Origin of the sequence: Belliella marina (assembly GCF_042682445.1) — a bacterium.
In the GTDB taxonomy this organism is placed as follows: Bacteria; Bacteroidota; Bacteroidia; order Cytophagales; family Cyclobacteriaceae; genus Belliella; species Belliella marina.
The window spans coordinates 313919-326566 of record NZ_JBHUHR010000015.1 but is presented as its reverse complement, the minus strand read 5'-3'; the positions used below and the strand labels follow the sequence as shown (position 1 = coordinate 326566).

General features: G+C 36.7%; 9 protein-coding genes. 7 read left to right on the top strand and 2 right to left on the bottom strand.

The features are described from left to right. Positions 1–64 precede the first annotated feature (64 nt). On the bottom strand, positions 65–1147 hold the full coding sequence (locus tag ACFSKL_RS05715) for a helix-turn-helix domain-containing protein (protein WP_376884272.1): 1083 nt from the start codon (positions 1145–1147) through the stop codon (positions 65–67). Positions 1148–1386: 239 nt separating this feature from the next. On the opposite strand from ACFSKL_RS05715, the gene ACFSKL_RS05710 reads away from it, so the two are divergent. From ACFSKL_RS05710 to ACFSKL_RS05700, 3 genes are all read left to right on the top strand, one after another. Beyond that, complete coding sequence (locus ACFSKL_RS05710) at positions 1387–2268, top strand: helix-turn-helix domain-containing protein (RefSeq protein ID WP_376884270.1); 882 nt, start codon at positions 1387–1389, stop codon at positions 2266–2268. 125 nt (positions 2269–2393) lie between these two features. Further along, positions 2394–3005: a hypothetical protein gene (locus ACFSKL_RS05705; RefSeq protein ID WP_376884268.1), complete on the top strand. Its 612-nt coding sequence runs from the start codon at positions 2394–2396 to the stop codon at positions 3003–3005. Between the two features lie 368 nt (positions 3006–3373). Continuing rightward, a complete protein-coding gene (locus ACFSKL_RS05700; protein WP_376884267.1) occupies positions 3374–3739 on the top strand; it encodes a DUF2200 domain-containing protein in 366 nt (121 codons plus the stop codon). A gap of 28 nt (positions 3740–3767) precedes the next feature. Here the strand turns inward: ACFSKL_RS05700 and ACFSKL_RS05695 are convergent, their stop codons facing one another. Next, positions 3768–6968 (bottom strand): CheR family methyltransferase, encoded by a 3201-nt coding sequence (locus tag ACFSKL_RS05695; protein ID WP_376884265.1) that lies wholly within the window; start codon positions 6966–6968, stop codon positions 3768–3770. A gap of 638 nt (positions 6969–7606) precedes the next feature. Between ACFSKL_RS05695 and htpG the strand changes: the two genes are divergently transcribed. The 4 genes from htpG (at position 7607) to ACFSKL_RS05675 (ending at position 12498) form a co-directional block, all read left to right on the top strand. After that, positions 7607–9490: a molecular chaperone HtpG gene (gene htpG / locus ACFSKL_RS05690; RefSeq protein ID WP_376884264.1), complete on the top strand. Its 1884-nt coding sequence runs from the start codon at positions 7607–7609 to the stop codon at positions 9488–9490. A 421-nt stretch (positions 9491–9911) separates the two neighbouring features. Continuing rightward, the gene (locus ACFSKL_RS05685) at positions 9912–10151 is read left to right on the top strand and encodes a hypothetical protein (protein ID WP_376884262.1); all 240 of its coding nucleotides are present in this window, start codon (positions 9912–9914) and stop codon (positions 10149–10151) included. 5 nt (positions 10152–10156) lie between these two features. Further along, the gene (locus ACFSKL_RS05680; RefSeq protein WP_376884260.1) at positions 10157–11332 is read left to right on the top strand and encodes a hypothetical protein; all 1176 of its coding nucleotides are present in this window, start codon (positions 10157–10159) and stop codon (positions 11330–11332) included. Between the two features lie 413 nt (positions 11333–11745). Further along, entirely contained in the window at positions 11746–12498 is a 753-nt protein-coding gene (locus ACFSKL_RS05675) for a hypothetical protein (protein WP_376884258.1), read from the top strand. Positions 12499–12648: the final 150 nt, after the last annotated feature.

Genomic DNA, 12648 nt, shown 5'->3' with positions numbered 1-12648 from the left:
TTGATAATTATAACGTTAAATTATTTTAAGAAATGATTATCAATCCGTTATCACGAAGTAACATTCAAATGCTGATTTGCTTTTTGTAATCTGTGGGGTTGTATCCAGTGACTTCTTTGAAGTATTTGTAAAAAGTAGATTTGGACTTGAAGCCACTTTCGTAACCAATGACGGTCAGGTTATTTTCTTGTCCATTTGCTATGAGTTCTTTGGATAGCTCAATTCTGGAATTATTTACAAGCTGGTAAAAATTTGTACCCAAGTGCATATTGAGGGTTTGGGTGATTTGGAGTTTTGGGATAGCGAGATTGCTTGCCAAATCCTCTAAACTGAATTCTGAGTCTAGGTACGGCTTCTCTTTCTCGAAATATTCTAGGATCATGGCAGCCGTTTCCTCCAATAATTTCGTATTGATTTTCGAGTTTTTGTATTTGCTGTTTTCTGTTTGCACTTTTTTCTCCACTTTGAATTCCGAATATGATTCCGAACTCAAAAACATCCGAATTCGTAGCTGGATCACTCCAAAGAACATAATCAACAATATAAAATAGTAAATCACCCGTAGATTGAACGGCAAGCTGATTCCCATAGAAAAAAATGAATATCCGGCAATGATCAACAATGAGATTCCAAGCAAACTTACTGTGATGAGTTTTACGATTTTGACCTTTAATTTATTGATAGGGCTTTTTGGCAATACCTGAATCAGACGGATACTGATAATGCTGTATGAGATATATGAAACAAAGATGATAGATGTGATGAAATTGTGGTAAATGTCTATCAATTCTATAATATCAGAGTTTAAAAACAAGGATAGGGATGCCAAAATATTAAGCCCTAAACAAACCAAAAATGGAGCTGCGTGAACCAAAATCTTAAAATTCCCAATTTTATTGCCCATAATCTGGACTGTATAGAAAAAAAGTAATGGGCCATAGAGCAAGGAGAAACTTCCATTGAGTTTCTCAAAAATATTTGCATCATGAAATATCAGATGGATTAGGATCTTATAAGCCAAATGAACCGTGAATACCCCAAAGAATAGGCTTAAAAATAAATCTTCACCCTTAAATTTTTTGTTCAAGTAGATCAATAGCCCTGTAGTCAGGGATTGTAAAGTGACTACAAATAACAAAGTTTCCATATCTGGACAAAGGTATCATTGATACATTAATTCAATGTTATTGACATATTATGTTTTCTGATGTAGCTAGAAGAGATAAGAAGCAAAAAATGCCAGATATGGGATATGAGGCAAAGAAGCGAGAACGAAAAGAAATTAATTCATAAACGGAATTTTTCACGAGCAATATTCAACTTAGCGGCAGATTTCCATATGTCTATAAATAAAAATCTGCAGCCATGTAGAATGTGAATAGAAACTTGAATAACTTTCTCCTTTCATTTAACGATATGCTGGCATTCGAACTCTCTATATTAACCATTACCTATACTGTCTTAACGATAGCCATTTTTCTTCAAGTGTTTTGCTTTAAGCGGAGCATGGAAGCTATTGAAACTATCGCTTTCACAGTCTCACTTTTGCTGTTGGTGGTGTCTATCAGCTTATCGCCTTTATCCAATGATGGCACATCTCCAACAATCACGACTTTGGTATGCATGGTTTTGGTTTCTGTGACTACCTTTTTGAGTACTTTGAAAGAACGGGTTCATGCCATACCTTCCATCTACAAGAAGATACATAGCTACCTAGCTTTTATGCTGTTTTTTGCCGTTATTCTTAGCCATTGGGTAGGTTTTGTGTATTACGTTGAATATTCGATTGTTGTGTTTTTGGTAGGTTCAGTTGTGATTTCGATGGTTGTCATCAGACTCACCAAACCCAAAAAACGTTATGTCCATCTAGAAAAATCCAACAGGGTTTTTTCGCTTGTCTTTATGGTTATAGTGCCACTCATACTTGTATTTCATTTCGGGTTTGAGAAAGCTTATGAAAATTTCCCCATAGATTTTTTGCTTTACATTGGTTTTACCTTGCTTGCAATTAGTAAGATTTATGATGATTTGCAAAGACTGTCTCTGATCAATAAAGGAGTAGAACCCCATAAGCGACATTTTGAAAATTATGGGCTTACTTTACGTGAAGGTGAGATCGCAGCTTTGCTTTCAAAAGGGATCACCTATAAGGCTATCTCGGACCAGCTATCCATCTCTTTGCCTACGGTAAAGACCCATGCTGGGAATATTTATAAAAAATGTAGTGTAAAAACCCGCTATGAACTGACCCAATTGCTAAATTCCTGATGATGAGAACTCATACTTTTGTATGAAATTTCATTCAGCTTCAATTTTCAGCCTGATGCCCGATGGTGTCTGTAGATTTGCAAGGATACTTTTGTCTCATAATCCAAATTTTAGAAAAAAGTATTATGGGTACTAAAGCAATCATTGTTGCATTATTAATGACGAAAGCATTTTATGCCTTTTCCCAAGAGAATGAACAGTCTACCGCAGGAAAGAGAGACTTGGATAAAACCAAGGTGTTTATAGGCTATGAACTTGGAGAAATGGCCTTCAATAACTTTCAAAATTTTAGTGGGGAAGTAGGGTTGAAGTTTAAAAATGACAACCTCCTCAGGTTTGTATATCAAAATGTCAATCTCTCAGAAAAGCATCTTTCGAGCAATTTTGCCAGAACGGTGGAGGGGAAAAATATCAAGGGGCTGATGAAAAGTTACGAAGTGTACTATGATTATCATTTATTGAAAAATTTATATCTGGGAGCCTCAGTAGGATATGCGAATGATTATTATGAACATACTATTCTGGCGGAATCTGTGGAAAATTTTTCGGCGACTGTAGGTTTCGCCCCGAGCTATAGAGAGACGGATCTTTTTAAGGTTAAAGGACTGTACTTCCATCTCGCTGTCCCTTTTAGATATTATTTTGAACCTTTGGAGGAAACCCAAATGGGAAATTCAAAAGTAAACAGACACCTGTTGGTGAATAATATTTGGTTTTTTGTTGGATATCAATTTTGATTTTTCTGGAATCGCCCTCAATTTACTTGTGGTTTCAAATAAAAAGTAGGTGTGGGTGCAATAATTGAAAAGGTCTGCAGTCAGGGAAGTTGCTTTTATCCAAAAATACCTTCGAGGATTTGAACTTAATCGTTATTGGACTGTGTCCCCACGGACCAATCCGACAAACTTGGGCAGCCCTGGAAGAGTTTCTTACTTTGAAATTGTTAAAAGCAATTTCCCTTGGTCTGCAATTCCCAAAGTCCATATAATTACTTAATTTTAAGATTGGAAGATGTTGCCAGTCGTCTTTTGGGAAACTGAAAAAGACTAAGGAAATTGAGGCAATATTTCCGCAAGTGAAATTTGAAAACCATAAATAGAGCGATATGGAAGCAACAGCCGAACATCATGAACGAATGGCCAAAATGACATTTTCTTCAGTGTATCCACACTATGTCACCAAAGTGGAGAAAAAAGGCCGGACAAAGGAAGAATTGCATCAAGTCATCACTTGGCTTACCAGCTTTAGTGACAAAGAGATCCAGGAATTGATTGATGAAAAAGTGACATTTGAAGCTTTTTTTAAGAGAGCCAAACTGAACCCCAATGCCCATCTTATCACTGGTGTGATCTGTGGCTACAGGATAGAAGAACTTGAAAACCCACTCACAAAGCAAGTGAGGTATTTGGATAAACTGGTAGATGAATTGGCCAAAGGAAAGAAGATGGAGAAGATATTGAGAAATGGATGATTGAGGATTGTTTTTATAATAGGGGGGCTTAAAGCGCTTCAGTACATTTGAAATAAATTTTAAATGTAGATCCTTTTCCAAGTTCGCTTTCGACCTCAATGTCTCCACCTGCAAGGGTGATTATTTTTTTGACAAGGTATAAACCGACCCCGCTTCCCTCAACATGGTTGTGTGCACGCTTGAATCTTGCAAAGATTTCCTTTTTTTTGCTTTCTGGAATACCCAATCCATTGTCTTTGATGGAAACGATAATAGTTTCATTTGATTTTTCCGAATAGATATTAATCACGGGAGTCCGGTCAGAAGCGCAGTATTTGATTGCATTGCTCAAAATATTTGTCATGATACTCCTGAGGTTTTTTCTTGAAAATGGGATCTCCCGGATTTTCAGATCCAGATTGATGGTAGCTTTGGATAGCAAAAGTGTGTCCTTCATACCGGATTCAATTTCCTTTAACAAATCCTCCAGGCTGATGTTTTCGAGGACATCAATTTCCTTTTCAATTTTGACGATATCGGAAAGCTCGGTGATTATGGAACTCAGGTTGGATGTGGATTGCATGATCATATCGAGGATTTCATGATCTTCTTCCTGCGTGGACTCAAAAGAATCTTTCAAGAGCGTAGTTAGCGATTTCAGATTGTTTATAGGACCTTTCAAATCATGAGAAACAGTATAGATAAATGTATCATGATCTTCATTGATCCTTGAGAGTTTGTTTTGCACCTTTTTTAGCTCTGTGATATCGTTAAAAGTAATGATCGCCCCTCCATTTTGGTTACCCAACTGTTTGATATATGGTATCACCATCATCTGATACCACCTTCCTTCTATTGTCTGCACCTCTTTCTCTACGGTTGCTTCGGTAGATATGACGTTGGCTATATCATCCATCAGTGTTGAGAATCTGATATTGGTTGAAATATCACTGATTAGTCTTCCCAGATCACTTTCTCTCAAGTTGATTTGCAATATGGCAGATGGTGTGAACTTGCGAAGAATAAGGCTTCTGTCTACATAGAGTTGTGCATTGATGGTGGATTTGAAATAATTGTTCAAATCGTCATTCAGTTCTGCCAGCTCTTTGATTTTCAGTTGGTATTCATTGTTGACTGTTTGTAGTTCCTCATTCACGGATTGCAGTTCTTCATTAGTGCTTTGCAATTCTTCATTGCCGGAAATCAACTCTTCGTTGTAAGAAGAAATGTGTTCATTGGATACTTCCAATGCATCGTAGGCTTCGTTTAGCTTGTTTTTGGTTTCGGCCAATTCAAGTTTCATGTCCTCGAAGTACCGTGAAGTATGCGCCTCCACCCCAAAGAATTCAACATCTTTTTTGCCCGTACTTTTTATCTGTTCTTCGCTGAAAAGTACCAGGACAACATTTTGGGCTGATTGATCCTCGTAAAGGAATGGTTTCACAAGGATATTTACCGAATGTAAAGTGTCATCTCTTCTAAAAGCAACCTTTTTGATTATTGTCTTCCTATTGGTATTTACTGCTTTTTTCAAACTCGTTGAGGTGGCTATTGCAAGCTCCTCTGGCAACATCTCAAGCAGGTTGAAATTGAATATTTTGGGAAGTAGGTATTTTTCGTAGTTACCGGAAGTTTGCATGATCTCAAAATTGGTATCTACCCAAACTCCTGCATCATAGCCTGATTCTTCCAACAATGTTTGGTTGATAAGGTCAGTCAAGTTGTTTTTTACACGGCCTTTTTGTGGAGTTGCATTCAGGTTGATATTTATCATTTGTCGTTCCAATCCCGGAGTACTATAGGTGGTGTTCCTTAGGTTTCGGGCAACTTCTATGCTTTTGAAAATTTTCCATTTCTTGTCCACCTCAACAAAAGATTTTTTGTGTTCACCCAAGCTTTCACTTGGACCCAAAAACAAATAACCACCCATATTCAGGCAGAAGTGGAGTGAAGCAAGGATTTTTCTTTGTAATATAGGGTTGATGTATATCAGGAGATTCCTACAGCTAATCAAATCTATTTTTCCATATGGAGGTTGTTTGACGATGTCATGTTCGGCAAAAACGATCATTTTCCTGATGTTCTCCCTTACTTTGTATTTGTTGTCTTGTTTTATAAAGAACTTTTCCAATCTCTCTTTGGAGACATCCCTTGAGATATTTTCAGAATAGATTCCTTTGGATGCGTGCTGAAGGGCTGATTTGTCAATATCGCTGGCGAAGATTTTTACTTCGAGGTTTTTCTTGAGTTCCGTAAGTTGTTCCAAAATAAGGATTGCAAGTGAATAGGCTTCTTCACCTGTAGCACAGCCTACTACCCAGACTTTCAAAGTGTCTACCTGCAGTTTGTTTTCGATGATCTCAGTGAAGGCTTTTTCTTTGATTACTTTGAAGGCCTCTTTATCCCTAAAGAATTTGGTGACGCTGATCAAAAATTCTTTTGCAAGAATAGCAATTTCCGAAGGATCTGATTCTATGAATTGGACATATTCCTGTAGGGAAGAAACATTGTTTTTAGACATTCTTATGACAATCCTCCTTATGATAGTTGGGCGTTTGTAATCAGAAAAGTCAAAAGGTGTATGTTGTTGAATCAGTTTGAGGATTTTGGCCAATTGAACTTCATCTTTTTCTTCGATTTGACTGTTGAAATTGCTTTCCATTGAACTCTGTACCAAGTGTGAAATGATTTCCTCCGGGATCAATTCCGGCCTCCTAATCATGTCCACATTCCCTGAATCAATTGCACTGATTGGCATTCCATTGAATTTGGCACTTTCTGGATCCTGTGCGATTACGAATCCTCCATTTTTTTTGATGGAGGAGATTCCTTTGGTTCCGTCAGTTCCAGTGCCTGATAGGATGATGGCGATACTTTTATTGCCAGACTCCATTGCCAAGGAGTCAAAAAATATGTCTATGGCAGTATTTGGTTGCTTTGCATGACTGTCAGTGAGAAGTAGCTTTCGGTTCTTGATGGTCATGTTTTTCCCCTTTGGCATCAAGTAGACACGATTCGCTTCAACATACATTTTATCTTCGGCAACCGAAATTTTCAGCTTGCTGTGCTTGGCAAGAAGTTCTGCCATGAAGCTTTTGTGGTCTGGAGAAAGGTGCTGGATGATCACATAGGCTACCCCATCTTCGGGAGTATGGTCAAAAAGTGAATGGATTGCTTCCATTCCTCCTGCAGAAGCACCAATGGCGATGATATATAGCTCATTTTTAGGGTTTTTGGTTTCAAAAGTCATAGTTTAAATATCAGAGAAGTTCGGGTTGTTTTAGTTTAATTCTGATTGTCGATCAAATAAAAATTGTTGATTTAGAGCCATCTGCCTTTGCCTTCAAAGTCCACTAATTGTCTCTATTATAAAAATCGGAATGCAAAATTAAAGTTGTTCAGCGTTCAATATACGTTTAATTTAACCAATTATAGAATTTCTGGTTTTTATTTATCTTGCTGATTTTAAGAAAGTTAATGGTTGTGTTTAGTTGGAAATCACAGGTTGCTATATAGTCATATATATAATTTGAATAACCACCTTAACCCATCAAGTTCAAGACTTATTGCTGTTTGCATCAGACCGCTATGGGTTTGCAGCTCGCAGTCTTTAGTCCATAAGAAAAAATGATATCCATCACACATGCATCCTTTTTAAATAGAGCAAAGCATATTTCAGCTGCAACTTTAAATAAAGTGTGTACAATATATTTAAGTTGTTACAGGTATGAAAGTGGATATACCTGTTCCAATTTTATTTCTACATATAATCAGCGAAGTTGTTTTTCGTTTAAATCTGCCAAAATGACATTTTCTACCCTTTGGAACAGGCATTGATAAGGCTGTATTGTCAAAAATGTTTATCAATAATCAAAATTCAATATAGCTATGCAGGAAAAAGGAACCATCTCGATCCATACCGAGAATATTTTCCCCATCATCAAAAAGTTTCTCTACTCAGACAATGAGATTTTTCTCCGTGAATTGGTGTCCAATGCCGTAGATGCCACCCAGAAAATCAAAAGATTGGCTACACTGGGTCAATATACGGGAGAACTTGGTGATACAACCGTTGAGGTGTCGTTTGACAAGGACAAAAAGACCATCACTATCTCCGACAAGGGTCTTGGGATGACTGCCGAGGAGATCAAAAAGTACATCAACCAAATCGCATTCTCCGGTGCTACTGAATTCGTGGAAAAATTCAAAGACGCCAAAGATGCCAACGAGATCATTGGTAAGTTTGGTCTTGGGTTTTACTCAGCTTTTATGGTAGCCCATACGGTAGAGATCAATTCCCTGTCTTATCAGGAAGATTCTGAGCCTGCCAAATGGACATGTGACGGAAGTACATCTTTCGAGATTTCCGAAGGAAGCAGAACTGAAAGAGGAACAGATATCATCCTCCATATCAACGAAGAATCCGAAGAGTTTCTCGACAAGTGGAAGCTTCAGGGAATCTTGGACAAATACTGTAAATTCCTTCCTGTTACGATCAAGTTCGGCACCAAAACAGATAGTGTAGAAGATGGCGTAGATGAAGAAGGCAAGAAAAAGTGGAAGTCTGTAGAAGTAGACAACATCATCAATACCACTTCTCCAATCTGGACCAAGTCTCCAAGTGATCTGAAAGATGAAGATTACCTTTCATTCTACAAGGAGCTTTATCCAATGAGTGAAGATCCTCTTTTCTGGATTCACCTAAATGTGGATTATCCATTCAACCTGACAGGGGTTTTGTATTTCCCGAAAGTGAAAAACGACTTTGATTTCCAGAAAAACAAAATTAAGCTTTACAGCAGACAGGTTTTTATCACGGATGAAGTGAAAGACATCGTTCCTGAATTCCTGATGCTGCTTCATGGAGTGATCGATTCTCCAGATATTCCTCTGAACGTATCGAGAAGCTTCCTCCAGGCTGATGGAAATGTGAAAAAGATCAACAACTACATCACCAAAAAAGTGGCAGATAAGTTGGCGGAACTTTATAAGAAAGACAGAAAAGTCTATGAAGAAAAATGGAATGACATTGGACTTTTTGTGAAATACGGAATGATCTCCGAGGAGAAATTTGCCGAAAAAGGGAAAGATTTCGTCTTGTTGAAAAACACCAAAGGTGAATTCTATACCTTACCGGAATACAAGGAAAAAGTACAGGCAATCCAAACTGACAAAAACGAGCAGACGATTTATCTCTACGCCACGGATGTCAACAAGCAGGATGCCTTTATCCAATCTGCCAACAAAAAAGATTATGACGTCTTGGTGATGGATTCACCGATCGATAGCCACTTTATCCAACATTTGGAAGGTAAAGAAGAAAAAACCCAACTGAAGCGTGTGGATGCTGATGTAGCAGAAAAGTTGATCCAGAAGGATGATGCTTTCGCAAACCTGCTTTCTGAGGAGCAATCGACCAAAGTGAAGGAAATCTTCGAAAAAGCGATTGACAACAAATCCTACAGTGTGGAAGTCGAAGGCTTGAATCCTGAAGAGCTTCCGGTAACTGTCACTATGGATGAATTTATGCGTAGAATGAAGGATATGGCAGCTACAGGTGGTGGAATGGGCTTCTACGGTTCCCTTCCAGACAACTACAAAGTAGCCATCAACGGAAACCATGCAGTAGTAGATAAAATCCTCAAAGCAGAGAACGAAGAAGAACAGACCAAACTTGCCAAGCAGTCATTTGACCTGGCGCTTCTTGCCCAAGGTATGCTGACAGGTAAGGACTTGACAGAGTTTGTAAAGAGATCTGTAGGGATGATATAAGGCATATCTCGCGCAAAGTAAGCAAAGGTGCAAAGAGCGCTCAGATAAAATGAATAAAACCTTTGGTCCACAGTGGTGGATCGAAGGTTTTTTTGTTTTTAAAAATCAAGTTGAAACAATCCTGACAAAAAATAAATTTCTTCATCTAAATTTGAATATTCGGAAACATTTTTTTTCAAAAAACTGCTTTGTGCTGGATGCTTGATAATCAAATACTTAATAAAAAGCACTTCCTTCAGATGAAAATTTTATGACTGAAAACCAAATAGTTATGAAAAATATTAATAGATTGTTAGTTTAGAATTTGCATCTATGTCGTTTTTTTTTTTTTTCTTTAAAAAGAATTAGTTTTTACCGGTAATTATTTGTTCTATATCATTGAGGGTCAGTGATATATTCTTTAACAAAAATTTATTCAAAGATGAAAAAGAAACTATTTTCCGTGGTATTATCATTTGTTTTTGTAACTGGTATGGCGTGTAATGGTGATACTTATTTTGCAGGTAGTCAAGAGGATTTTGATAGCATAATAAATGATTTTACAAATAATTGCTGTGCTGGATCATCCATAACAATTACCAATATAGATACTGGTCAAACAGGAACTCTTCATTTAAATGAGCATGGTGGCAATTCAAGTTGTTCAGTAATTATTGTTTGATAAAAATGGTAATTAAGTATCAAATTTATTTATTAGGCTTAATTTATTTAACTGGGTGTTCAGGCAATAGTAAATTGCCTGAACATTTTGAATTTATTAAAGTATCTAAGCAAAAATCTTTGTCATTTGCTCAAAAGAATTTAAGTGCTTATAATTTATTCCCATCAAGTGCTGTTTATCCGGGTTCTGATAGCATATTAGTCTATAATGTTTACCATCATACATTAGACATGATTCAATTTAAAAATAATACCGCTGAGGTATTACATGGCTTTACATTAGCTGATGATGGACCGGAAGCGGTTAAAATTCCAAAATCAATCATATTGACTAACGGACATGTAATCCTTCCGCAGATTCACAACATATCTGTTTTAGATAATAAAGGGAAGACATTAAAAAATTTCAGCTTATTAAAAAATCCTGCTTTCAAAAATATGAGTAATCCAGTATTCACTGGTACACATAGTCATGAAATGGGTAATTTCAATAATCAGTATAACAATGAAAGCTTTACCTATTATTTTTACGTAAAGGACTTATTGTCTAGTTACTCCGGACTTTTTGGGCTTGACATATTAAATGATACAATAGTTAAATTACCAGACATTTTTGATAAAAACCTTTTAGATCAGCATGAAATTAAATATTCAGATGGCAAAGTAACCATGATGAAAGATGATTTCCCTTTCATCCTTTACCATGATAACAAAATATTTATCAGCTATTTTGCTTCATCTCAAATTGACTATTACGATTTGGATTCAGAGAAGTCCTTTAACATTTCAATTGAAACCTATAATTTTGAAAGTCAAAAAAGTAAACCCAAACCCATTCCTCCCGAAAAAAAATTTTCAGAAGCAATGGGCTTTAATGAAGAATGGGATAATGAAGTTGCTTTTGGCAGGCTAGAAGTTTTACCTAGCGAAAAAGGGTATTATCGCTTTATTAAAGGCCCTTCAGTAGGCGGGGCTAAAGAATTTGATGTTTTTTTAGAAATTTATGATATAGGTTTAACAAAAAAGTCTGAAATTAATTTAAGTAATTTAAACTCCGATTTGGGATTGCTACATTTTCCAATTTCATCAAGCATCGTAGTAAAGGCGAAAAGTCAAATGTCAGATGATGAATTTCTTTATTATGAGATTATGATACAAGATTCCTTTTTTGACATGGAATGAAAGCTTTTGCTGTAATTTACAAAAGTTATCAATCTACCGGCCTGTAGAGACTTGACAGAGTTTGTGAAGAGATCTGTAGGGATGATATAAGGCTTCTCGCAAAGGCAAGCAAAAGTGCAAAGAGCGCTAAAATGAATATAACCTTCGGTGTTTCTCGAAACATCGAAGGTTTTTTTATTAAGTGTTTACTTGACTAATATCTAATTTTTTATTTATTTCAGAGGGCATTCTTTGATACTTATTCTTTAATTAAAGACCAATTTTAATTATGGGTAAATCTTAGGGTCAATGTTTTGTTTCGGTTTTTAGATTTTCCACTTGAAGGGTGTTAGGTATTTCTCATTCTCCAAATGGTGAACTTCAGAAAACTGGAAACGGAGATATAACCAAAGTTTTGATTTTATTAAATTCAAGTGGCTAAATTCAAGTTTCTCGTCTTATTGTTTTCTATCGGAGTCTTGGGCGAAGCTATCTCCCAAGATTTTCCTGAAGAGGGTCGGGTGATCAGAGACAGGTCTGATTATAAGCGAGGTGTACAGGTCTATGCGATTATTCCTGCCTATACGATCAGTCCTTATGCCAATATCAATGCAAATCTCTTCCAAAATGATTATCCGATTCTGCCAAGAGGCCATCTGAATTATGGCTTTGGGTTTAATTATAGGATGAATAGGTTTATGATGGGGGCTGATATTTTTTGGGGTAATCAAGTCAATACCATAGATACTCCGGCACGTGCCATGTCTAAAAGAAACCCATGGACATATTCATTCAACTTTGCCTACCATGTGTTCAAGAGAGATTGGTTTGCATTGTACCCGCAGGTCGGATTTAGCTTTACTGACACCAACTTGTTTCTTTCCAATACCACAGCACCAGGCACATCACTAGATGGTATATTAGCTTCACCAGGAAACTCTGTCAATTTATTCCATGAATCGGCAGGTTTGTTTTTGGGCGTTGGTTTTGATTTCCATTGGCTTTTTAGAAATGAATCTCCGCTTCTCCATTTGAAAATTGGAAAACGCTTACAAGTGGAAGGAAGTTCTCCTTGGGAATCATTCTACACCCCGATCACGAATTCTCCAACAGATAATTTCAATTATTGGTTTATCCAATTGGGTATGGGAGGTGTATTCAATTGGGATAAGAAATCAGAGAGGTGATTGGTTAGCAAGAAGTAAACTTTTCCAAAGTTTCGAACTTTGGAAAAGTTCTCAAATAGCTCAATAATTTAGGGAAAATACACTTGCCTTTATAAGTACAGTAATATGAACATAAAATTGGGAATTTTTCCAATTATTTTTCATCTTGTA

What these genes read in the sequence shown, in the direction of transcription:
- ACFSKL_RS05695 (WP_376884265.1), bottom strand. Translation starts at nt 6,968, where the DNA reads ATGACTTTTGAAACCAAAAACCCTAAAAATGAGCTATATATCATCGCC.
- ACFSKL_RS05700 (WP_376884267.1), top strand. Translation starts at nt 3,374, where the DNA reads ATGGAAGCAACAGCCGAACATCATGAACGAATGGCCAAAATGACATTT.
- htpG (WP_376884264.1), top strand. Translation starts at nt 7,607, where the DNA reads ATGCAGGAAAAAGGAACCATCTCGATCCATACCGAGAATATTTTCCCC.
- ACFSKL_RS05705 (WP_376884268.1), top strand. Translation starts at nt 2,394, where the DNA reads ATGGGTACTAAAGCAATCATTGTTGCATTATTAATGACGAAAGCATTT.
- ACFSKL_RS05680 (WP_376884260.1), top strand. Translation starts at nt 10,157, where the DNA reads ATGGTAATTAAGTATCAAATTTATTTATTAGGCTTAATTTATTTAACT.
- ACFSKL_RS05685 (WP_376884262.1), top strand. Translation starts at nt 9,912, where the DNA reads ATGAAAAAGAAACTATTTTCCGTGGTATTATCATTTGTTTTTGTAACT.
- ACFSKL_RS05715 (WP_376884272.1), bottom strand. Translation starts at nt 1,147, where the DNA reads ATGGAAACTTTGTTATTTGTAGTCACTTTACAATCCCTGACTACAGGG.